Here is a 21,504-nt window from a genome sequence, read left to right as displayed (position 1 = left end):
CAAGAAATCATATCTTGTATACAAAAACCTTGACTAAAAAAACATCACTGCCCTATGCTTCTATTCATCCCCGGCTCATCCGGGACTGAAAACGGGAGGAAAAAATGAAATCAGTGTTCAAAACGGCCGTCGCTGCGTTGGCGCTTGCATCCGCAGGTACATTGGTGTCAGCGGAGGAACTGCGCCTGTCACATCAGTGGTCGAACAAGGACATTCGCCATCAAGTAGCACAGATTGTTGCAGACGAGGTTGCGGCGGCGGACGTTGATCTGGAAATCAAGATTTTCGGCTCGAAATCGCTGTTCAAGCCGCGCGAGCAGTACAAGCCGCTCAGCCGCGGTCAATTGGATATGACCATACTGCCGCTGTCCTACGCCGGCGGTCAGCAGCCTGCCTATAATCTGACGCTGATGCCGGGATTGGTGAAAAACCACGATCACGCTGCCCGTCTGGCCGACTCGCCCTTCATGGAGGCGTTGGAAGAGAAAATGGCTCAGGACGACGTGATGGTGCTGGTGCATGGCTATCTGGCCGGTGGCTTCGCCGGTAAAGACAAGTGCATCACGAACCCTGAGGATGTCGCAGGCCTGCAGACTCGCGCGGCAGGTAAATCCTTTGAGCAGATGCTGGCCGGCGCTGATGCCTCGATCGCATCAATGGCGTCGTCGGAAATCTATAACGCCATGCAAACCGGCGTTTTGCAGGCGGCCAACACGTCGTCCTCGTCCTTTGTCAGCTACCGCATCTACGAGCAGGTTGCCTGCTATACCCCTGCGGGCGATGTGGCGCTGTGGTTCATGTATCAGCCGCTGCTGATGAACAAATCCACCTTCGACGGACTGAACCAAGATCAGCAAGCCGCATTGCTGGCTGCATCGGAAAAGGCACAGGCCTTCTATTTGGAAGAGGCCAAGAAACAGGACGCCAACTCGGCGAAAGTTTTTGCCGACGCCGGTGTTGAGATTGCGGAGATGAGCGCCGAAGACTTCGAAGCATGGCGTACGCTGGCAATGGAAACATCTTACAAGGCCTTCGTAGAAGAGGTTCCTGATGGGCAGGACCTGCTGGACAAGGCTCTGGCAGTCGAATGACCCCATCTTGCCGGGCGGCCTGCCGCCGCTCGGCATCCGATCTTGGTTCTGATCTTCTCTGATCTTCAGACTTAATTGCATCTCAATCACAGGAGGCGCAAATGGCCGGTCATAGCTCTGCCGTTGCTTCCCACACAGGGAACAATCCCTTCCTTCGCTTTGTCGCTGCGCTTTCAACTCTGGCTGGATGGTGTTCCGCAGGCATGATCGTCGCTGCTGTCGCCATCACCTGCCAGATGATCATCGTGCGCTTCGTGCTGAATCAATCGACCATTTGGCAAACCGAAGCGGTCATTTATCTGGTCATCGCCGCAACCCTGGTCGGTCTGCCTTATGTGCAGCGCCTGCGCGGTCACGTGAATGTTGACCTGATCCCGATTTCGCTCGCACCTCGAGCCCGCTTTTACATGGCGATCCTGACTTCGGTTCTGTCCATCGCCATCGTCTCAGTCATGCTGTTCTACGGCTACGAGTATTGGCACTTCGCATGGGAGCGCGGATGGAAATCCGACACCGTTTGGGGCGTTCGCCTGTGGATCCCCTACCTCGCCATCCCAGTTGGCTTTGGTCTGCTGTTGTTGCAACTGATCGCCGATCTCGTCGCCGTCCTGCTTGGCATCGATAAACCATTTGGTCTGGAGTAAAGCCGATGGATCCCCTTCTGCTCGGCGCTATTGTCGCCATCGCCACCATCCTTGTTCTTTTCTCGGGCGTGTCCGTGGCCATCGGCCTGCTGATCGTCTCGGCTGGGTTCCTAATCGTCTTTGACGGACCGCGCTCGCTGGAACTGATGCCGGAAATCCTGTTCGGCAAACTCGATAACTTCGCCCTTCTGTCTATCCCGATGTTCATCATCATGGGGGCCTCAATCGCCTCTACCAGAGCTGGAGCGGATTTGTACGAAGCGCTGGAACGCTGGCTGACCCGTGTTCCCGGCGGTCTGGTCGTATCAAACCTCGGTGCCTGTGCCCTATTTGCGGCTATGTCCGGTTCGTCACCCGCGACCTGTGCCGCCATCGGCAAGATGGGTATCCCGGAGATGCGCAAACGTGGCTATCCTGACGGCGTCGCCGCCGGTTCGATCGCTGCAGGCGGTACTCTGGGAATCCTGATCCCGCCATCGGTCACCATGATCGTTTACGGTATTGCCACCGAAACCTCGATTGGCCGTCTGTTTCTGGCCGGTGTGATCCCGGGCCTTATGCTGGTGGGTCTGTTCATGGCCTGGTCGCTGTATTCGACCTGGAAATCCGGTGACGCGACCCGTCTGGGTTCGGGCAGCTACACCTGGGCCGAACGGTTCGAGATTCTGCCGCGCGTGCTGCCCTTCCTCGGCATCATTCTGGGTGTGCTTTACGCCATGTATGGCGGTATCGCCACCCCGTCGGAAACGGCTGCTGTCGGTGCCCTGCTCTGCCTGCTGATCGCGATGATCATCTACAAGCTGTGGAACCCCAAGGACATCTGGGTCGTGCTGCGCGACAGCACCAAGGAAAGCGTGATGATCCTGTTCATCATCGCTGCTGCCGGTGTGTTCTCTTACATGCTCAGCTCGCTGTTCATCACACAGGCGATTGCCGAATGGATCGGTACGCTGGACGTGAACCGTTGGGTTCTGATGGGTGCGGTCAACGTGTTCCTGCTGATCGCCGGGTTCTTTCTGCCGCCCGTCGCTGTGATCCTGATGGCGGCACCGATCCTGCTGCCGATTATCACCACCGCTGGCTTCGATCCGATCTGGTTTGCGGTTGTACTGACCATCAACATGGAGATTGGCCTGATCTCGCCCCCTGTCGGCCTGAACCTCTATGTGATCAACGGCATTGCGCCCGACATCTCGCTCAAGACCATCCTGACAGGCTCTCTCCCCTTCGTGGCCTGCATGGTGATCGCGATTGTCCTGCTGTGCCTGTTCCCCGGTCTAGCCACATGGCTGCCTGACCTGGTGATGGGAGCAGCGGTATGACCCTGCTGGCGGATCTTCTATCCACCGTGTTCGAGCGGCGTTACCGCCGCGACGGCGCGGTGGCTCCGGATGGCCGACCACTGACCGAACTGGCCGACGCGCTGGTTGGGTCAGCGGGGGAAACTTCGGGGCTGGCGCTGGCCGAGGAAATCCTGACCCGGTTCGATACGCTGAGTGATGACGATAAGCTGGAGTTCTTCCGCTATCTCGCCACCGCCATGAATATCGATCCCGAGGCGGTACGTTCGTCACTGGACGAATACGAGCGCAACCCTTCGAAAGCGACCTATCGCACCTTTGCGGCTGCGGTGGAACCGGCCCGGCAGGAAATGATCCGCCGTCTGAACCGGGTACCCGGTGCCACCGGAGCGCTGGTTCAGATGCGCGCCGACCTATTGCGACTGGGCGGCAAGGAGCCCGAATTGCAGGCGCTTGACCTGGACTTCCGGCACCTGTTTGCCAGCTGGTTCAATCGTGGCTTTCTGGTGCTGCGCCCGATCAACTGGGAAAGCCCGGCGCATATTCTGGAAAAGATCATTGCGTATGAGGCGGTCCATGCCATCGACAGCTGGGATGACCTGCGCCGCAGGCTGGAACCCACTGACCGGCGCTGCTTTGCCTTTTTTCATCCCTCGATGCCTGATGAGCCGCTGATCTTTGTCGAAGTGGCGCTGAACAGCGGTATTCCGGGTTCCGTACAGGCCTTGCTCGCCGAAGACCGCGATCCATTGCCCGAAGATCAGGCCGATACGGCTGTGTTCTACTCGATCTCCAACTGTCAGGCCGGGTTGGCCAGCATCTCTTTCGGCAATTCGCTGATCAAACAGGTGGCCTCGGACCTGTCGGCTGAGTTGGCGGGGCTGAAAACCTTCGTCACGCTCTCGCCAATTCCGGGGCTGACCAAATGGTTGTCGCAGGAAGGCATCGATTGGAACATCGAAGAGCCCGATCAGATGAAAGCACTGGCCGCACATTACCTGTTGAACGCCAAAGGTCGGGGCGATCTGCCGTTCGATCCGGTGGCACGGTTCCATCTTGGCAACGGTGCGCTGGTCCATGCGGTTCATGCCGACGCGGATGTTTCGGACAAGGGCCGGGCACAGTCCGGTGGCACCATGGTCAACTATCTTTATGACCTTGGCCGCGTAGCGCAGAACCACGAACAGTTCGCCAACACCCGCGAGGTAATCGCCTCGTCCGAGGCCAAATCGCTTGCCGCGTCAGCCTCTCTCACCACGACACAGGAAAGGTAACCCTTATGGCCAATCCTCTCTATGACGGTTTGTTCGGCGCACATGCCGGTAAAGACACAGCCTTTTTGCAGTTGCTCGACGGAACGACCATCACCCATCAGGACTTCCTGAGCACCGCGGCACAAATCGCCCATGTGGCGACGCAGCTGGGCCTGAAACCCGGCGACCGGGTTGCGGCACAGATCGAGAAATCGCCCGAAGCGCTGGCGCTATATGCTGCCTGTGCGCAGGCAGGTCTTGTATTCCTGCCGCTCAATACCGCTTACACTGTGGATGAATTGACCTATTTCATCGAAAACAGTGGCGCCTCGCTGATCGTTTGTGACAGCCGCAGCGAAGAGAAACTCGCCCCGGTTGGTGCGCAGCTAGGCGCGAAGGTGGAAACCCTGAACGCCGATGGCAGCGGCAGCCTGATGGAGCAGGCTGCAGCAATGCCTGCCAGCTTTGAGACCGTTGACCGTGATGGCGACGATCTGGCCGCATTCCTCTATACATCGGGGACTACAGGCCGATCGAAGGGTGCGATGCTGACCCAGAACAACCTGTTGTCGAATGCACAGACGCTGGTCAAAGAATGGCGCTTCACATCCGACGACGTGCTGCTGCATGCGCTGCCGATCTTTCACACTCACGGACTATTCGTGGCCACCAATGTCACGCTGGCTGCAGGCAGCAGCATCGTTTTTATGCCCAAGTTCGATCTGGATGAGATCATCGGGCGGATGCCCAATGCCACGACCATGATGGGCGTGCCAACCTTCTACACCCGCCTTCTGGACGATGACCGCTTCACCAAGAATCTGGCCGCACATATGCGCCTGTTTGTTTCAGGCTCGGCACCCTTGCTGGCCGAAACCCATGTACAGTTCGAAGAACGCACCGGCCATCGCATCCTTGAACGCTATGGCATGACCGAAACTAACATGAACACCTCGAACCCCTATGACGGTGACCGCCGCGCAGGCACGGTGGGCTTTCCATTGCCTGGGGTCGAGCTGCAGATCTGTGATTCAGACGGCAATGCGCTGGCTCAGGGCGAGATCGGCGAGATCGAGGTGCGCGGGCCCAACGTGTTCAAAGGTTACTGGCAGATGCCGGAGAAGACTGCCGCCGAACTGCGCGAGAACGGGTTTTTCATCACTGGCGATTTGGGTCGGATCGACGAAGACGGCTATGTTCATATTGTTGGCCGCAACAAAGACCTTATTATTTCAGGCGGTTACAACATCTATCCCAAAGAAATCGAGCTGATTCTGGATGACCAGTCCGGCGTGCTGGAAAGCGCCGTTGTGGGCGTTCCACATCCCGATTTCGGCGAAACTGTTCTGGGCGTGATCGTTGCAGAGCGGGGCCAAACCCCCGATCTGGACGCAATGATGGAGGCCGTGCGCGGTAGCTTGGCGCGGTTCAAGCATCCACGCAAACTGATCCTGCTGGACGAACTGCCCCGCAACACCATGGGCAAAGTTCAAAAGAACATCCTGCGCGACCGATACAAAGACATGTTCGTGGCAGCGTAAGATGACCCTCCCCGGCCCAGTAGCCCCTCTTCTCGATAATGCTACGGGCCTAACTTCAACAACCAGGGCAGGCGGACCTGTTCCCTGCTCTGGTTGTTGAATTTTTCTACCTGCTGGAGAACCAGAAATGTATGGAAATATTCTAGTCCCTGTTTCCTTTGATACCGACCGCGACGCGCAAAGAGCGCTGGATGTCGCACAAACTCTCCGCTCGGATGGTGGTCATATCACTCTATTGCATGTCATTGAGCACCTTCCGCAATACACAAGCGACCTGCTTCCAGAAAACCATCTGGATATCGCAAAGACCAGTGTTACTGACAAACTGGGCCCACTAGTGGACGGGGTAGCGGACTCCAAAATTGAAATTGTCGAAGGACAGTCGGGCCGTGGAATTCTCGATTATGCAACGAATAACAATGCAGACTGCATCGTTATCGCAAGCCACCAGCCTGGATTGCAGGATTATCTACTGGGGTCCACAGCGGCACGCGTAGTCAGGCATGCAAACTGTTCCGTACACGTGGTGCGATAGTCTGGTCTAGGGATCAGAAGCAACGCCCACACACGACCGTCATACACCGCTAATACATCTGAAATGGCACTGAGCGGTCTATTCTAAGTCGTGTTTACGATATTCTCTAAGAGGAAAAAGAGTGACCAGCCCGAATACGTCTAAAGTGTTAATCCTTCTCGGCCCTCCTAGTGCCGGTAAGGGAACGCAATCCCGACTGCTTGAGCAAAAATTTGACTTGGTTCAGTTGTCGACAGGCGATTTGCTCCGCAGATCGATTGAAAGCGGCAGCGAAACAGGCAAGGCGGTGGAATCCATCATGGCTGAAGGCAGGCTCGTCGGAGATGACATCGTCATTTCGATCTTGCGTGACCGTATGAGGGATTCGGACTGTGCCGGAGGGGTGATATTAGACGGATTTCCACGCACGCTTAGTCAGGCGCGCGCATTGGATCAACTATTGGCGGAAACGGGGCAGCAGATCAGTGCTGTCGTCAGTCTTGCGGTGGATGACAAGAAGATGGTCGACCGCATTTCCGGTCGCTTTACCTGTGCAGGATGTGGCGAAGGTTACCATGATACATTCAAACCGCTTGAGGCAGCGGAACGCTGCGACAATTGCGGAGGCTCTGAGTTTATGCGCCGCGCTGACGACAAGGCCGAAACAGTCGCTGCACGTCTGATTGAATATCGTGAACAGACTTCACCCTTGATCGACTACTATAGCCATATGGGCGTTTTGGCGAATGTTGACGCAATGGGACCGATCGAGGCAATCAATCGAAGCATCGAGGCCGCCATATCGTCAAGGTCGTGATGACAAAAGAAAGCAGAGGAATAAGACCTTTGCAATTACGCTTAGCCAAAGCAAAAACAGACCCAAGAAAGGCTGTTCAGACGTCATTTTCTTAAATGCGAAGCGTCTTTAAGAAAAGAAAAGCGCTTGCGGTAATCTCCCGGCGAGAGGTCGACTATTTCGTGAAACATTCCGCGGAATGCTGAAACATCCATATACCTCATATCCCGGGCGATGGTTTCGATACTGGACTGCGATAGTTCCAGTCTCTGACAGGCATTGGTGATGCGACGCTGTTGCAGGTATTCCGATGGCGTGAAACCCGTGGCCGTCAGGAATCGGAATCCAAAAGTGCGCAGCTCAAGTCGGGCGGTGCAGGCCAATTCGGAAACCGGGATCGGGCCCGCATAACGCATTTGCACCCAATGCTGCGTTCGAAGGATTGCGTTGCCCCCATGAGTCAGGTTGGGCGAAAACGAGATGTAAAAGCTCTGCGCCCGCTCGCCAGGGTCGATCAGAAAAAAACCGGGCGACCTGCATCAGTGGTCGCGATGCGAGCAGCTTGGTGGGCAAAGTGCTACTGCCACCTCCAACGAACAAGACAGGAGATGCCAGATTGAGATCGACGTTCACTCGGTCCCAGATCTATTGTTCATAAGGCATCACCAAATTGGACTATGTCGTTCTAGGAGGTTTAGTCGGTAAGATCTTTTTGCGACGCTTGTAAGGTGCGCTCTGCAGCATTCCAGCCACTACTCGAGCACCCATTACAGAGAGCAGTCCCATGACCGTCGGGGATGATGCCATTGGGACAGTCATCACGACAAGCGCCGCTCGCACATTATTGATCGCAGCCTTGCACTCGTATTTTGCGACAAGGCTTCGCGCGCGCTGACTGAGGAAACCCGGCGAGGAAGGTTGCGATGACTGCAACCTATGTCACCAATGGGGTGTCGAAGAACGGGGCAATTACACGGCCTGCGGTGACCTCAAGTATTAACCCTATGGCAGCCCAAAAGAGGATCGAACTGATTGTGAACAAGAATATCAATGCGATCCAGTCAAAAGCCACCTTAATTCGCGAGTTGCTCCTGAGTTTCAGGTTCTCTGCGTATCGATCTATTGTTATGCCGGTAAAAAAGAGTTTCGGAATACTAGCAGAATGAGAAGTCCACTGCGACTGAGCTTCGCAAGGGTTGTCATTGCCCGCGCCTACGCAGCGTCATGTTTTGTATCTAAGTGATTTTCTTTTCGCTCTTTCAGCAGGTTCGTCAACCAATCCGGGTCCATCTCGGGAACCGAACTTAGCAGCAGCTTTGTATAGTCCGGGAAGGGTTCGGATAGAACGGTATTCTTCAATCCCTGCTCGACGACTTGACCATTCAGCATCACAACAATCTCGTCCGAAATAGCCTCGACCGTGGCAATGTCTTGCGTGATGAACAGATAGGAAATTCCGCGCTCCTTTTGTAGGCGCATCAGCAATTGCAGTATGCCCTCCTGCACAATCTGGTCCAGTGCGGACGTCACTTCGTCACAAATAATCACCTCAGGGTCGGCGGCCAGAGCGCGAGCAATGCAAATTCTCTGTTTTTGTCCGCCGGACAATTCGCTGGGAAAACGATCATAGAAGTCTTCCGACAACTCGATGGCTTCAAGCAGTTCGATGACCCGGTCCTCCTGCGCCCGGCCCCGCAGACCATGATAAAATTCCAGCGGACGTCCAATGATTTCACCTACAGTTTGACGCGGGTTCATCGCGGTATCGGCCATCTGATAAATCATCTGAATTCTGCGCAGCTGATCACGGCTGCGATTTTTCAGTTCGTTTGGCAGGACCTCGCTATTGAACGTGACCTGCCCGCTTGTGGCTGGCAGCAAGCCGGTGATCACCCGCGCCGTGGTCGATTTACCAGATCCGGATTCGCCGACAATCGACACCGTGCGCCCCCGCGGCAGGCTGATTGACACATTGTGCAACACCTTGGCGCTCTTGCCATAGGCCGCATCCACACCGTCAATTTTAAGGATGATATCATCCGAAGTCTCGGCTTGTTTTTGCAACAGACGCACGGACCAGAGGGATTTGGTATACTCTTGCTCGGGCGCAGACAGCATTTTGCGCGTTTCCGCCTCTTCTACCTCTTCTCCATAGCGCAGCACCTTGATCCGGTCCGCCATCTGCGCGACCACCGCCAGGTCATGGGTTATGTAGATTGCGGCGGTATGAAATTCTTCGACGATCCGGCGCATAGCAGTCAGAACTTCGACCTGGGTCGTCACATCCAGCGCAGTTGTCGGTTCGTCGAAAATGATCAGATCGGGACGGGGTGACATCGCCATGGCTGTCATGATCCGCTGTAACTGGCCACCGGAGACCTGACGCGGATAGCGGTCACCAATCGTTTCGGGATGCGGAGGCATAAAGCGCGCGGGCATCCTCACGCGCGACATTCTCGGGTTGCAGTCCCTCGCGCACCGTTGCAGCAACGGTCTGATCCAACAACTTATGCGCCGGGTTGAACGACGCAGCCGCCGATTGGGCCACATAGGCTATCCGCGATCCCCACAGATGCTGCAGCGCGTGGTCGTCCAGATCCCGCAACTCCTGCCCCTTGAACCGGATCGAACCGCCCGTGATACGACAGCCGGGCTGCGTGTATCCCATAGCCGCTTTGCCCAGCGTCGACTTGCCCGCGCCACTTTCGCCTATCAGGCCCAGCACCTCACCGCGCTTCAGGGTCAGGTTGACACCTTTGATGATCGGATTCCACTTTTCGTCCGAGAACCCCTCGATACGGATGTCGCGCATATCCAGCAGAAGGTCAGTCTCAGTGTTCATCGCGTAATCCGCTTGTTTTGTGCAAGAACCAGTCGACGACAAAGTTGACCGCCACAGTGATCAACGCGATCGAGGCAGCGGGCAGCAGTGGCGTGATCCCGGCCTTGAAATCATATTTGGCGAACTGGATCAGGTTGGCGGTCTCGCGCACCATGGTGCCCCAATCGGCGGTGGGGGGCTGAATACCGACGCCCAGAAAGCTGAGCGCAGCGATGGTTAGGAACACGAAACAGAATCGCAGCCCGAACTCGGCCACCAGCGGAGGCATGATGTTGGGCAAAATCTCGCGACGCATTACCCAAGGCAGTTTTTCGCCGCGCAGCCGGGCTGCCTCGACATAATCCATCACTGCCACGTTCACCGCCACAGCGCGAGTCAGGCGGAACACGCGGGTTGAATCCAGAATCGCAATAATCAAAATCAACGACAGCGCCGACGAGCCGAAAATCGACAGCAGCATCAGCGCGAAAATCAGGCTGGGAATGGCCATAAATACATCTACGCCCCGGCTGATCAATTGATCCAGCCAACTGCGGTTAATCGCAGCGATCAGCCCCAGACCGCCTCCGATGAAGAACGCCAGCAGCGTAGTGACAAAAGCGATACCAATGGTGTTGCGCGCGCCATAGATCAGCCGCGACAGGATATCACGCCCGATCTGGTCGGTACCCAGCCAATGCTCGGACGACCAGGGTGCGTAAGGCGTCGGGAATACCTCGGCCTCACCATAAGGCGCGATGACCGGCGCTCCGATTGCCATGATTAGATAGAACAGGATCACAAACATGCCGAAAATTGCTGTCGGCGGCGCTTTCTTCAGCTCGATCCAAATACGCTCGCGCTTGCTGCGACGGGTCCGCACGCGACCCACCTCGGCGGCGGCTGAATATGTCTTGCTTGTCTGGCTCATTTTGGGTGCAGAAGCCTCGGGTTGGTGACGATTCCAATGATGTCGGCAATCAGGTTCAGAAGGACATATGTGGCGGCGAATATCAGGGCGCACGCCTGAACCACCGGGATATCGCGCGAGCTGACAGCATCGACCATCAGTTGGCCGACGCCGGGATAGACGAACACCACCTCGACCACGACCACTCCAACTACCAGATAGGCCAGGTTGAACGCGACCACCGTTGAAATTGGCGCCCACGCATTGGGCAGCGCGTGATGCAGAACCACGCGGCGGGCGTTCTCTCCTTTCAACCGCGCCATCTCGACATAGGGTGAAGCTAGAAGACTGATCAGCGAAGCCCGCGTCATACGCATCATGTGCGCGACGATTACAAGTGTCAGTGTAAGCGCAGGTAATATGCATTTGACGATCCGCTCGACCAGCGGCATCCCTGGCTCCACATTGGCCAACGACGGCAACACCGGCCATAGCGTTCCGAACAGCAAAATCAGGATATAGGCCACGAAGAACTCGGGGAACGAGATCGCCGTCAAGGTGCTGGCGCTGGCCAGCTTATCATAGCGCGAATTGCGCCACAGCGCGGTGGTGATACCCAGAAACAGCGCTAGCGGAACCGAGATCAGCGCCGCCATACCCGCAAGAAACAATGTGTTCCATAAGCGCGGTGCGACCAGTTCCACTACCGGACGTGATCGATCCACACCCGAACTCGCCCGACCTGAGAACGACGTTCCCAGATCCCCGGTCGCCAACGCACCGATCCAGTCGAAATATCGGATATAGGCAGGTTTATCGAGGCCAAGCTCGGCCCGGATCACCTTTCCTGTCCTCTCAGATGCAGAAACTGCAGAGCGGCCGGATTTCGCGTCGTATCTTCATATCAAGCGCTCTGGCTGCGGGCCTTGCCATTCCGGCGGCACTGAGCCTATCCGGACAAGCACTTGCGCAGGTCCCTAAAAAAGGCGGAGCGATCAAATTTGGCTTTGGCAGCGGTTCGACTACCGACTTTTTAGACCCAGCAACCTATGAAGGCACGATCAAAACCGCTGTCGCCTATCTGTTCGGCAACAACTTGGTCGAATTAGACGCAAACGGAAATTTAGTGCCCGAACTCGCGACCGAGTATTCCTCGAACGACGCAATCACTTGGGTATTCACCCTGCGTGAAGGGGTCGAGTTCCACAACGACCAAACCCTTACCCCTGCCGTTGTCATCGCCACAATCGACCACCACTGTGGCGAAGGATCGAAATCTGCGGTGAACGGTTTGGTTGCCCAAATCAAATCGATGCGCGCCGATGGCAACAACGTGGTGTTCGAGCTGGATCCGGCAAATGCCGACTTCCCATCATCCTGTCTGGCTATCACTTGGTCATTATGCCTTCGACCGATGGCAAATTGACCGACCCACAATCCGGAATTGGCACCGGTGGCTAATTCATTGAGGTGTACGAGCCTGGCGCACAGGCGAAGCCGCCGATCGCTTCAACGCCATCGTGGTCGAGGCCCGCGCAGAGCTGGACGACGCCAAACGCCGCACACTGTATGCCGAGGCGCAGACTTTGGTTCATGATGATGGTGGTGCGATCGTTCCGATGTTCGCCAATCATATCATGGGTGTTGCCAAAACCGTCGCCCAGGGCGAGATCGCCGCGAATTGGGAAATGGATGGTGCCAAAGCCCCTGAACGCTGGTGGCTTGCCTGATCGAGCGCTCGCCGTCTGACGGCCCGTTTCGGCAGATTTCGGGCCTGCTACGCCGAAAGATGTCGCTTGCAGGCCTTTCTGTCGTAATCCAGCTTGCTGCCGCTATCTTGAAACTGCACATTTCGCCCATGACACAGACTGACATTCCGAATCCTACGGACCGCCGCGCAACCGGCTGTGATCTTGTGATCCTTGCATAAAGCAGGGCCTCGGGCCTTTTGCTTTACGCTGCGATTACAGAAATTTCGGAAGACCTCATGACAACTCAAACGCTGCGCCTGGCCATCGATATTGGCGGCACCTTCACCGATACGGTCCTTGTCTCTGGCGAAGAGACAATCCTGGCCTCCACCAAGACCCTGACCACCCATCAGAACCCCGCCGACGGCGCGATGGAGGGCGCCGCGCGGGTGATGCAGCAATCGGGCCGGACGCTGGATCAGGTGACCGGCTTTATCCACGGCACCACCCTTGCGACCAATGCGCTGATCGAACGGCGCGGCGCGGTGGTGGCGACGGTGACCACCGAAGGTTTTCGCGACATCCTGGAAATCGCGTATGAGCGGCGCTATTCGCAATACGACATCAACCTCGAAAAGCCCGATCTACTGGTCCCGCGTGAACGCGCGCTGACCGTGCGCGAACGCGTCTTGGCGGATGGCGGCGTGCTGATCGCGCTGGAAGACGAAGCCATCGACGCGCTACTGGCCGATATCGACGCCAGCGGGGCCGATGCCATAGCGATCTGCCTGATGCACGCCTATGCCAACCCCGCCCACGAGCGCCGCCTGCGCGATGTGCTGGCTGAGAAGCGGCCCGGTCTGACCGTCTCGATCTCGTCCGAGGTCAGCCCCGAGGCGCGCGAGTTCGACCGGCTGTGCACCACCGTCGCCAACGCATATATCCAGCCGCTGATGCAGACCTATCTGACCCGTTTCGTCGACCGGTTCGAGGCCGAGGGCGTCACCTGTCCGATCCTGATGATGACGGCGGGCGGCGGCATGTGCACCGTGCGCACCGCCGCGCGTTTTCCGATCCGACTGGTGGAATCCGGCCCCGCCGGAGGGGCCATTCTGGCCGCCCGCATCGCCGCCCGCACCGGGCTGGATCAGGTGCTGTCCTTTGACGTTGGCGGCACCACCGCTAAGCTGTGCCTGATCGACAAGGCCCGCCCGCAGACCTCGCGCCAGTTCGAGATCGCCCGCGCCGCGCGGTTCATAAAGGGCTCGGGCATGCCAGTGCGCATCCCGGTGATAGAGATGATCGAGATCGGCGCGGGCGGTGGCTCCATCGCCGGGGTGGATCGGTTGGGGCGGCTGACCGTGGGGCCGAAATCGGCGGGGTCTGAACCCGGACCCGTGGCCTTCATGCGCGGCGGCACCGAGCCCACGGTGACAGACAGTGACATTACGCTGGGCTACATCGTGCCCGACACATTTGCCGAGGGGCATATCAAGCTGGACCCCGAAGGCTCCAAACAGTCGCTGAGCCAGTTGATCGGGTCGAAACTAGATCTCGATGCCGTTGGCTCAGCCGACGGCGTCAGCCGCATCGTCGACGAAAGCATGGCCAGCGCGGGCCGGATGCACGCGGTGGAATCGGGCAAGGATCTTGGACCGCGCACGATGATTGCCTTTGGCGGCAACGGGCCGTTACATGCCAGCCGGGTGGCACGATCCGCCGGGGTCAGCCGCATTGTAATCCCGCCCAATCCGGGCGTGGGGTCTGCCGTGGGCTTCCTGTTCGCACCCGTGTCGTTCGAAATCGTCCGCTCGCGCTATTCGCTGTTGGACAGCATGGACATGGATGAGATCAACGCTCTGTTCGACGCAATGATTTCCGAAGCCAAAGGCGTGGTTGCCCAGGGCGCGGGCGATGCCCCGACCGAAACCCACCGCACCGCCTTCATGCGCTACAACGGTCAGGGCCACGAGATCGAGATCACTCTGCCCGACCGGCATCTGACGGCAGACGATATTGCACCGCTGACCACCGCCTTTGAGGAAGAATATCGCAAGCAGTTCTCACGCCCGGTGCCGGGGATGCAGATTGAGATTCTCAACTGGGCGGTGCGCGTCGCGACCCTTGACAGCGCCGTGCCACCAGTGCCCGCTACACCTGCATTGACGACCTTCACCGCACCCGACACTCGCCCGATCACCTGCGATGTGGACGGCGCGCTGAAACAGGCCGCCTTCGTGGCGCGGGCCGATCTGAAGTCCGGCGACCATGTGCGCGGCCCGGCGCTGATCCACGAGCCGCAGACCACCACGCTGGTCTCGACTGATTTCTCGGCCCATGTGGATGCCATAGGAAACCTCGTCCTGGTTCAGGACCAGAAAGGAGGCGCATGATGACGACCGATCTTTCCCCCGCCCGCCTGCAAGTGATGTGGAACCGTCTGCTGGCGGTGGTCGAAGAACAAGGCCAGACCCTGATACGCGCCGCCTTCTCCCCCATCGTGCGTGAGTGCGGCGATATCTCAGCCGGGATTTTCGACGTCAATGGTCGGATGCTGGCACAGGCGGTAACCGGCACGCCGGGCCATATCAACACCATGGCCGAAGCGGTGCAGCACCTGCGCGCCGCCTTTCCGGTTCAGACCATGAAACCGGGCGATATCTACATGACCAACGACCCGTGGCTGGCCTCGGGGCATTTGAACGACTTCCTGCTGATGATGCCCGCGTTCAAGGATGGCAAGGTTGTGGGCTTCACCTCGTGCACCTCGCATCTGGTTGATCTGGGTGGTCTGGGCATGGGGCCGGAAGGCTCCGACATCTATGACGAGGGGCTGCTGATCCCGCCCTGCAAACTGGTCGAGGAAGGCATCCCCAACGCGCTGCTGCTGGACATCATCCGCGCCAACAGCCGCGAGCCCATCGCCAACGAGGGTGACATCTATGCCCTGATCGCCTGTTGCGAGGCCGGGGTGAACCGGCTGGTTTCGATGATGGAAGAGTTCGGCCTGACCGATCTGGATGCGCTGGGGTCCTATATCATCGACACTTCGCGCCGTGGCACGCTTGAGGCCATCGCCGAGGTGCCCGAAGGTATCTACAAAAACGTCCTGAAAATGGACGGCTATGAGAATGAGCTGGAACTGCACGCCGCGCTGACCGTCAGTAAATCGGGGATGCATGTGGATTTCACCGGCACCTCGGGCTGTTCGCGCAAGGGCATCAACGTGCCGCTGAACTATGCCACCGCCTATACGGTGTTCGCGCTGCGCTGCATCGTCGGCTCGGACATCCCCAACAATGCCGGATCGCTGGAGCCGTTCACCGTCGACGGCCCCAAGGGCTGCATCCTGAACGCACAGCGCCCGGTGCCGGTGGCGATGCGGCACACGCTGGGTCAGGTGACACCCGATCTGGTGCTGGGCTGTCTGCATCAGGCACTACCTGATGAAGTGCCCGCCGAGGGCGCAAGCTGCATGTTCGACCTGCCCATGCGCCACGCCCCCGAGGTGGCCCGCGATGGTGGGCGCGAATTCGCAGTGGAACCGGTACATAATGGCGGCACCGGTGCACGGCCGCATGCGGATGGTCTGTCAGCCACCGCCTACCCCTCGGGCGTGTTCGGTTCGCAGGTGGAGATCACCGAAAGCGTCGCGCCGGTGACCATCTGGCGACGCGAGCTGCGCGCGGATTCCGGTGGCGCGGGCAAGTATCGCGGCGGGCTTGGGCAGCGGATCGAGATGACATCGGCCAACGGCGCGCCCTTCATCGTGTTCCTGTCGGTCGAGCGGCTGAAATTCCCCGCCCTGGGCCGCATGGGCGGCCAGCCCGGCGCGCCGGGGCGCATCCGGTTCCGTGATGGCGACAGCGACATTCCCGGCAAGGGAGAGCTGCGGGTCGAAGGTGGCGATTACCTGATCTTCGACACCCCGGGCGGCGGCGGTTTCGGCGACCCGGCAGACCGTGATCGGGACGCGCTGGCGCTGGACCTCAAACGCGGTCTGGTCAGCGCCGAGGGCACCAAAACTTACGGAGGTGACGCATGATCCGTCCGGTTTCTTATGTCGGCGCCATGGGTGCCTATGCGCTGGCCGATCTGGGTGGAGAAGGCACCGTCTCGCTGGCGCAGAACGAAAGCGCCTTTCCGGCCAGTCCGTCCGCCGTGGCGGCCGGGCAGGCGGCGCTGGCTGATCTGACGCTATACCCCGATCCCGAATGGCCCGACATGCGCGCGGCCATTGCCGGGGTACACGGGCTCGACCCGGCGCGGGTGCTGTGCGGCGCGGGCTCGATGGAGCTGATCGGCTGCCTGATCCGCGCCTTTGCCGGACCCGGCGATCAGGTGCTGGGCACGCAATATGGTTATGCCTTCGTCGCTTCGGCCACAGCACAGGCGCAGGCCGAATACGTGGCCGCGCCCGAGGTCGATCTGACCGTCTCGGTCGATGCGCTTCTGGCCGCCGTCACCCCGGCGACCCGTATCGTGTTTGTCTGTAACCCGGGCAATCCCACCGGCACCCTGATCCCGAATTCCGAGATCCTGCGCCTGCGCGACGCCCTGCCCGGCGATGTGCTGCTGGTGGTCGATCAGGCCTATGCCGAGTTCGCCGACCAAGCCAACGATCCAGCAGAGATATTCGCGCTGGCTGATCGGGGGGATACCGTGATCACCCGCACCTTCTCCAAGGCTTACGGGCTTGCCGGGGCGCGCGCCGGGTGGGGCCATTTCCCCATGGGTATCGCCGGAGAGCTGCGCAAGCTGCTGAACCCCAATAACATCTCGATCGCCTCGCAGGCTGCGGCAGCGGCGGCGATGCGCGATCAGGCGCATATGCGGGACGTGGTCGCGAAAACGGCAACCATTCGCGATCGGTTCGCGGAGGACTGCCGCGATCTGGGGCTGATCGTGCCGGACAGCCACACCAATTTCGTGCTGATCCACTTTGCCTCGACCGAGCAGGCGCAACAGGCCGACGCTGCGCTACGGGCCGAGAAACTGCTGATGCGCGGTATGGGCGGCTATGGTCTGTCCGACTGCCTGCGCGCCACGATCTGCAACACACCGGTGATGGATCGCTGTCTGGCCGTTCTGAGAAAGGTAACGTCATGAGCCACGAAACGCGTACCCGGGCCAAGATCGGCGTTCTGGTGCCCTTCACCAACACCAACCTCGAGGCCGATATGGCCTTGATGCGCTGCCAGGACACCACCGTGCATTTCCAGCGCATGGGTGGTTATGATGTCGATGAAATCCCCGGTTCTGACCAGATGGCGGGGCTTGGGGCCTCGGACATCAGCCACGATTTGCGGATGATTTCGGGCGTGCGGCCAGATGTGGTGCTGTACGGCTGCACCTCGGCCACGCTGACCCATGGGCCGACTTTCGACGCCGATCTGGCGCAGCAGATCAAGGCCGGATCGGGAGCGCAATCGCTGACAGCCGCCGGATCGCTGATCGCCGCCATTCAGGCGCTTGGGGTGACGAAAGTGGGCTTTTCCTCGCCCTATCTGGGCGAAATCAACACGCAGGCGATGGAATTCATGGCCGCAAACGGCATCGAAACCATGCGTTGCGCCGATGTTGGCCGCGAGCTGGGCAATTACGGGCAGGGAGAGCTGACCCCGGACGAGGTTTACGACCTCGCCTGTGAGGCAGACCACCCGGACGCGCAGGCCATCGTGCTCAGCTGCACCGACATGCGCGCGGTCGAGGCGGTCGCGCAGATTGAGGACACGCTGAACAAGCCCGTGGTCACCTCGAACCAGGCAATGATGTTCTGCATGATGCGGGCGCTGGGTCTGCCACGCCACGAGGCGCTGCCGGGCCGGTTGTTCGATCTGCTGTAACCGAACCGGGGCAGCGGTCGACCCCCCTGCCCCGATATTCCATCAGGGTTCGCCGCTGCCGATCTCTTCCTTGCGTTTGGCGATATAGGCATCCAGCTCCTCACGCACGGAGGGGTCCATCTCGGGCATCTGATACTCGCGTAGCGCCTGCTGCCAAACCTCGGTGGCGCGTTGCAGGGCGTCCTTGGCTCCGGCCGCCTCCCAGTTTTCATAGTTCTGCCAGTCGGACAGCATCGGTTTGTAGAACGCGGTTTCATAGCGTTCCATCGTGTGATCGACGCCAAAGAAATGGCCGCCAGTGGGCACCGATTTGATGGTGTCCAGGCCCAGTTCATCCGTGTTAAATTTCATCGGTTTGAGGAATTCCATCATGTTCTGGATGATCTCGATATCCATGACGAATTTCTCATAAGATGCGGTCAGCCCGCCCTCAAGCCAGCCGGCGGCATGATAGACGATATTGGCCCCTCCCAGAACCGCGCCCCAGGTGGCCATCATCGTTTCGTATGCCGCCTGCAAATCCACCACGTTGGATGCATTTGCGTTCGATGTCCGGTACGGAATGCCATAGCGCCGCGCCAGCTGCCCGCCGACAATATTCGCCTTGGCATTTTCCGGTGTGCCAAAGGCCGGAGCCCCGGATTTCATGTCCACATTCGAGGTGAACGAGCCATACATGACAGGCGCTCCCGGGCTGACCAACTGCGTCAGCACCACACCGAACAGTGCCTCGGCGTTCTGTTGCGCCAGCGCGGCAGGCAGCGTGACCGGTGTCATGGCCCCCATCAGAGTGAACGGCGTGACCGTCACCGGTTGACCATACTCGGCCATCGCGATCAGGCCGTCACCCATGGCATCGTCGAACAGGCGTGGAGAGTTCACCGAAATGATTGTGATCACCCCCGGATCGCCGCGCAGGTCCTCAGGTTTCTGACCGCGCGAAATCGCCATCATGTTGATGCCATCCATCGCCCGCCCGCGCCCGATAGCGGTGCAGTGAAAGCTCAGGTCGCTATAGCTTAGGTTGGCGTTGTAGGTGTCCAGATGACGGTTGTTGGCGGGCATTTCGATCGGGGCCATCACCTGATTGCCGATCAGATGGATAGCGTTGAAATGATGCGCCAACCGGATGAAGTTGCAATAGTCATCATAATTACCCTGACGGCGGCCATTGATACAGTCATGTACGTTCGGCGGCCCGGCAACCAAACCAAAATTCACATGATCGCCGCCCAGCGTAATCTGTTTCGCGCGGTTGCGAGAGGTCAGCGTGAATTCCGAGGGCACCGTTTTCAACGCTTCGGCGACAATGGTTTCGTCCATACGGATGGTCTTGGTGTCGCGGTCTACGATGGCCCCCGCGCGTTCGAAAATGTCCATAACATTGTCGCCCATCACCCGGATACCGGCCTCGGACAGAATGCGCATCGAGGTTGTATGCAGCTGATCCATCTGTTCAGGGTTCAACAGCTCGAACGGCGGATAGCTGTTGCGCACCTGTTGCCAGAGCAGCTGTTCGATTCCCGCCGCCGCGCGCCCGGATTTGCCGCGTCGCCCGCCGCTGCGTCTGTCTCGTGCCATTGACCTAGTATCCCCGTTGTGGATTTACGATGTTGTTCAGCACCTCGCCCTTGCGATAGCGCATCAGGTTCTCGGAAAACATGCGGACCGATTTCAGATCCCAGCCGTCATAGACCGAGCTGCAGTGCGGTGTGACGATCACGTTGTCCAGTTCCCAGAACCTGTGCCCCTGAGGCAGCGGTTCGGTAACGAACACGTCCAGCGCCGCGCCTCTGATCCGGTTCTGTTCCAGCGCGGCCAGTAGAGGTGCTTCGTCAATTACCCCACCTCGCGAGACGTCGATTATCACCGTCGTCGGTTTCATGGCGGCAAAAGCCTCCGCCCCGACCAGACCGCGCGTGCTGTCCAGCAGTGGTACGCAAACGACGATAAAGTCAGCGCGTGGCCAGAGATCAGGCAAAGCCTCCATCCCGTGTACCTCGTCCACGTTGGGGGTCGGTTTCGGGCGGGCCCGTACACCGATTGTGTTCAGCCCCATAGCTTTGGACCGTGCCGCAACAGCCTCTCCGGTTTTGCCAAGGCCGATGATCAGCACCGTCTTGCTGTCGATGGGCTCGACTTTGCCGCCGATCCAATCCCGCCGCGCCTGCGCGGCACGAAAGCCCGGGAAATCCAGCGTGAAATGCAGCATCGCCCCCAGCGCATATTGTGCCATCATATCGGCGGCGACCCCGGCGGCATTTGTCACCGTTACCTCATCAGGGTTCCAAGGGTTCAGGTGATCGGTGCCCGAGCCGCCGACCGAAGCCCATTTGATTTGCGGGTTCTCGACCAGTGCTGCGCGTGGAAAGCCGGGGGTGCCCGCAAAGCGAACGGAATAGACAACCTCAGCCCCTGTATCCTCGATCAAACCCGTGAGCGCCTCGTAGCTGTCGCTGGTGTGGATCGGCAGATCGGGATGACCCTCAGCAAGAACCGCACGGGCAGCGTCGGGGTTATCGGTGTGCAAGATCACGGTGGGGGATTTCATGCGGGTACCTCCGGTTGGAACTCGGCGCTGGCAATGGCTACCGCGTTGGCGAAAAAAGCAGTGGCGGCGATGTCAAAAAGGACATCGAACCCCACACCTTTGCGGTCGTTGCGCCATGTGATTGCCTCGACATAGCCCACGCGGGTCTGGGCGATCTTTCCCACTGGAAAGGCACCGGGCGACAGGTCGACCGTGCAAATCTTGGCCAGCAGATTGAACAGGCGCGGGCCGGTCAGGTGCATCATGGCCCAGGTTTCCTCGCGCCAGGAATAATAGCCCTTTGGCGTGGCGGCGACTTGCCACCGGGCATACAGGTCGGCAGGCGCATCCAGTACCACCACCTCTTCCTGACCCAGACGCAGAAGGCCATCGGCGGTTTCGTTGACGTCTGACACCTTTAGGCCCCGCGATTGCAAAAACGCCACTGTGCCTCGGCCCTTGAGGCCAAAACGCGGCGTATGGGTCAGGTCCTGCAGGAAAATCTGCCCGGAAACCAGCGGTGTGTCTTCAGCAGCGCCCTTTGGGTCAAGCGGATAGGTTCGCAT

At 59.0% G+C, this 21,504-nt stretch carries 20 protein-coding genes and 1 pseudogene; 14 read left to right on the top strand and 7 right to left on the bottom strand.

Annotated features, from left to right (window positions below; all coding sequences use genetic code 11):
* Window positions 1–104 precede the first annotated feature (104 nt).
* The 7 genes from dctP to ACR0I1_RS10820 all read left to right on the top strand — a co-directional run bounded on the left by dctP (window position 105) and on the right by ACR0I1_RS10820 (window position 7,161).
* Complete coding sequence (dctP, locus tag ACR0I1_RS10850) at window positions 105–1,091, top strand: TRAP transporter substrate-binding protein DctP (protein ID WP_170423177.1); 987 nt, start codon at window positions 105–107, stop codon at window positions 1,089–1,091.
* 101 nt (window positions 1,092–1,192) lie between these two features.
* Entirely contained in the window at window positions 1,193–1,735 is a 543-nt protein-coding gene (locus ACR0I1_RS10845; protein WP_170423175.1) for a TRAP transporter small permease, read from the top strand.
* 5 nt (window positions 1,736–1,740) lie between these two features.
* Complete coding sequence (locus tag ACR0I1_RS10840; protein ID WP_170423173.1) at window positions 1,741–3,057, top strand: TRAP transporter large permease; 1,317 nt, start codon at window positions 1,741–1,743, stop codon at window positions 3,055–3,057.
* Window positions 3,054–4,310: a malonyl-CoA decarboxylase gene (locus ACR0I1_RS10835; RefSeq protein ID WP_170423171.1), complete on the top strand. Its 1,257-nt coding sequence runs from the start codon at window positions 3,054–3,056 to the stop codon at window positions 4,308–4,310. The genes ACR0I1_RS10840 and ACR0I1_RS10835 overlap by 4 nt, the downstream gene beginning before the upstream one ends.
* A 5-nt stretch (window positions 4,311–4,315) precedes the next feature.
* The gene (locus tag ACR0I1_RS10830) at window positions 4,316–5,830 is read left to right on the top strand and encodes a malonate--CoA ligase (protein WP_170465649.1); all 1,515 of its coding nucleotides are present in this window, start codon (window positions 4,316–4,318) and stop codon (window positions 5,828–5,830) included.
* A gap of 127 nt (window positions 5,831–5,957) precedes the next feature.
* Entirely contained in the window at window positions 5,958–6,365 is a 408-nt protein-coding gene (locus ACR0I1_RS10825; RefSeq protein WP_170423167.1) for a universal stress protein, read from the top strand.
* A gap of 121 nt (window positions 6,366–6,486) precedes the next feature.
* Window positions 6,487–7,161, top strand: coding sequence for an adenylate kinase (locus ACR0I1_RS10820; RefSeq protein ID WP_480706414.1), 675 nt, complete (start codon window positions 6,487–6,489; stop codon window positions 7,159–7,161).
* Window positions 7,162–7,244: 83 nt separating this feature from the next.
* On the opposite strand, the gene ACR0I1_RS10815 is transcribed toward ACR0I1_RS10820, so the two are convergent.
* Complete coding sequence (locus ACR0I1_RS10815) at window positions 7,245–7,556, bottom strand: helix-turn-helix domain-containing protein (RefSeq protein ID WP_480502965.1); 312 nt, start codon at window positions 7,554–7,556, stop codon at window positions 7,245–7,247.
* A gap of 507 nt (window positions 7,557–8,063) precedes the next feature.
* On the opposite strand from ACR0I1_RS10815, the gene ACR0I1_RS10810 reads away from it, so the two are divergent.
* Window positions 8,064–8,306, top strand: coding sequence for a hypothetical protein (locus ACR0I1_RS10810; protein ID WP_480706412.1), 243 nt, complete (start codon window positions 8,064–8,066; stop codon window positions 8,304–8,306).
* A 46-nt stretch (window positions 8,307–8,352) separates the two neighbouring features.
* Here ACR0I1_RS10810 and ACR0I1_RS10805 read toward each other — a convergent pair.
* The 3 genes and pseudogenes from ACR0I1_RS10805 to ACR0I1_RS10795 all read right to left on the bottom strand — a co-directional run bounded on the left by ACR0I1_RS10805 (window position 8,353) and on the right by ACR0I1_RS10795 (window position 11,713).
* Window positions 8,353–9,982: pseudogene (locus tag ACR0I1_RS10805) on the bottom strand (ABC transporter ATP-binding protein).
* On the bottom strand, window positions 9,972–10,892 hold the full coding sequence (locus tag ACR0I1_RS10800) for an ABC transporter permease (protein WP_170611900.1): 921 nt from the start codon (window positions 10,890–10,892) through the stop codon (window positions 9,972–9,974). Before ACR0I1_RS10800 ends, ACR0I1_RS10805 begins: the two are co-directional and overlap by 11 nt.
* A complete protein-coding gene (locus tag ACR0I1_RS10795) occupies window positions 10,889–11,713 on the bottom strand; it encodes an ABC transporter permease (protein WP_480586088.1) in 825 nt (274 codons plus the stop codon). The genes ACR0I1_RS10800 and ACR0I1_RS10795 overlap by 4 nt, the downstream gene beginning before the upstream one ends.
* 17 nt (window positions 11,714–11,730) lie before the next feature.
* Here ACR0I1_RS10795 and ACR0I1_RS10790 point away from each other — a divergent pair, with 17 nt between their 5' ends.
* From ACR0I1_RS10790 to ACR0I1_RS10765, 6 genes are all read left to right on the top strand, one after another.
* A complete protein-coding gene (locus tag ACR0I1_RS10790; protein WP_480706409.1) occupies window positions 11,731–12,297 on the top strand; it encodes an ABC transporter substrate-binding protein in 567 nt (188 codons plus the stop codon).
* A gap of 94 nt (window positions 12,298–12,391) precedes the next feature.
* Entirely contained in the window at window positions 12,392–12,601 is a 210-nt protein-coding gene (locus ACR0I1_RS10785) for a hypothetical protein (protein WP_480439034.1), read from the top strand.
* A 257-nt stretch (window positions 12,602–12,858) separates the two neighbouring features.
* Complete coding sequence (locus ACR0I1_RS10780; RefSeq protein ID WP_480706407.1) at window positions 12,859–14,955, top strand: hydantoinase/oxoprolinase family protein; 2,097 nt, start codon at window positions 12,859–12,861, stop codon at window positions 14,953–14,955.
* The gene (locus ACR0I1_RS10775) at window positions 14,955–16,607 is read left to right on the top strand and encodes a hydantoinase B/oxoprolinase family protein (protein ID WP_480706405.1); all 1,653 of its coding nucleotides are present in this window, start codon (window positions 14,955–14,957) and stop codon (window positions 16,605–16,607) included. The genes ACR0I1_RS10780 and ACR0I1_RS10775 overlap by 1 nt, the downstream gene beginning before the upstream one ends.
* Complete coding sequence (locus ACR0I1_RS10770; RefSeq protein ID WP_480706403.1) at window positions 16,604–17,671, top strand: pyridoxal phosphate-dependent aminotransferase; 1,068 nt, start codon at window positions 16,604–16,606, stop codon at window positions 17,669–17,671. Before ACR0I1_RS10775 ends, ACR0I1_RS10770 begins: the two co-directional genes overlap by 4 nt.
* Window positions 17,668–18,408 (top strand): maleate cis-trans isomerase family protein, encoded by a 741-nt coding sequence (locus ACR0I1_RS10765; RefSeq protein ID WP_480706401.1) that lies wholly within the window; start codon window positions 17,668–17,670, stop codon window positions 18,406–18,408. The genes ACR0I1_RS10770 and ACR0I1_RS10765 overlap by 4 nt, the downstream gene beginning before the upstream one ends.
* A gap of 42 nt (window positions 18,409–18,450) precedes the next feature.
* On the opposite strand, the gene ACR0I1_RS10760 is transcribed toward ACR0I1_RS10765, so the two are convergent.
* Genes ACR0I1_RS10760 through ACR0I1_RS10750 form a run of 3 tightly spaced genes read right to left on the bottom strand, consistent with a single transcriptional unit; the run spans window position 18,451 to window position 21,504 of the window.
* The gene (locus ACR0I1_RS10760; RefSeq protein WP_480706399.1) at window positions 18,451–19,989 is read right to left on the bottom strand and encodes a trimethylamine methyltransferase family protein; all 1,539 of its coding nucleotides are present in this window, start codon (window positions 19,987–19,989) and stop codon (window positions 18,451–18,453) included.
* Between the two features lie 4 nt (window positions 19,990–19,993).
* Window positions 19,994–20,959: a D-2-hydroxyacid dehydrogenase gene (locus ACR0I1_RS10755; RefSeq protein ID WP_480706397.1), complete on the bottom strand. Its 966-nt coding sequence runs from the start codon at window positions 20,957–20,959 to the stop codon at window positions 19,994–19,996.
* Window positions 20,956–21,504 carry a hypothetical protein gene (locus ACR0I1_RS10750; protein ID WP_480706395.1) on the bottom strand — a complete coding sequence of 183 codons (549 nt, stop codon included), beginning with the start codon at window positions 21,502–21,504 and terminating at the stop codon, window positions 20,956–20,958. Before ACR0I1_RS10750 ends, ACR0I1_RS10755 begins: the two co-directional genes overlap by 4 nt.

Source organism: Ruegeria sp. B11, from assembly GCF_056539785.1.
The sequence above is the reverse complement of the archived record's forward strand: the minus strand, read 5'-3'. Positions and strand labels throughout refer to the sequence as shown.

Bases quoted from the DNA above. Each gene is read 5' to 3' on its own strand.
- ACR0I1_RS10760 (WP_480706399.1), bottom strand. From the start codon at position 19,989: ATGGCACGAGACAGACGCAGCGGCGGGCGACGCGGCAAATCCGGGCGC.
- ACR0I1_RS10790 (WP_480706409.1), top strand. From the start codon at position 11,731: ATGCAGAAACTGCAGAGCGGCCGGATTTCGCGTCGTATCTTCATATCA.
- ACR0I1_RS10780 (WP_480706407.1), top strand. From the start codon at position 12,859: ATGACAACTCAAACGCTGCGCCTGGCCATCGATATTGGCGGCACCTTC.
- ACR0I1_RS10755 (WP_480706397.1), bottom strand. From the start codon at position 20,959: ATGAAATCCCCCACCGTGATCTTGCACACCGATAACCCCGACGCTGCC.
- ACR0I1_RS10845 (WP_170423175.1), top strand. From the start codon at position 1,193: ATGGCCGGTCATAGCTCTGCCGTTGCTTCCCACACAGGGAACAATCCC.
- ACR0I1_RS10800 (WP_170611900.1), bottom strand. From the start codon at position 10,892: ATGAGCCAGACAAGCAAGACATATTCAGCCGCCGCCGAGGTGGGTCGC.
- dctP (WP_170423177.1), top strand. From the start codon at position 105: ATGAAATCAGTGTTCAAAACGGCCGTCGCTGCGTTGGCGCTTGCATCC.
- ACR0I1_RS10835 (WP_170423171.1), top strand. From the start codon at position 3,054: ATGACCCTGCTGGCGGATCTTCTATCCACCGTGTTCGAGCGGCGTTAC.
- ACR0I1_RS10840 (WP_170423173.1), top strand. From the start codon at position 1,741: ATGGATCCCCTTCTGCTCGGCGCTATTGTCGCCATCGCCACCATCCTT.
- ACR0I1_RS10810 (WP_480706412.1), top strand. From the start codon at position 8,064: ATGACTGCAACCTATGTCACCAATGGGGTGTCGAAGAACGGGGCAATT.
- ACR0I1_RS10815 (WP_480502965.1), bottom strand. From the start codon at position 7,556: ATGCGTTATGCGGGCCCGATCCCGGTTTCCGAATTGGCCTGCACCGCC.
- ACR0I1_RS10750 (WP_480706395.1), bottom strand. From the start codon at position 21,504: ATGCGAACCTATCCGCTTGACCCAAAGGGCGCTGCTGAAGACACACCG.
- ACR0I1_RS10775 (WP_480706405.1), top strand. From the start codon at position 14,955: ATGACGACCGATCTTTCCCCCGCCCGCCTGCAAGTGATGTGGAACCGT.
- ACR0I1_RS10830 (WP_170465649.1), top strand. From the start codon at position 4,316: ATGGCCAATCCTCTCTATGACGGTTTGTTCGGCGCACATGCCGGTAAA.
- ACR0I1_RS10765 (WP_480706401.1), top strand. From the start codon at position 17,668: ATGAGCCACGAAACGCGTACCCGGGCCAAGATCGGCGTTCTGGTGCCC.
- ACR0I1_RS10825 (WP_170423167.1), top strand. From the start codon at position 5,958: ATGTATGGAAATATTCTAGTCCCTGTTTCCTTTGATACCGACCGCGAC.
- ACR0I1_RS10770 (WP_480706403.1), top strand. From the start codon at position 16,604: ATGATCCGTCCGGTTTCTTATGTCGGCGCCATGGGTGCCTATGCGCTG.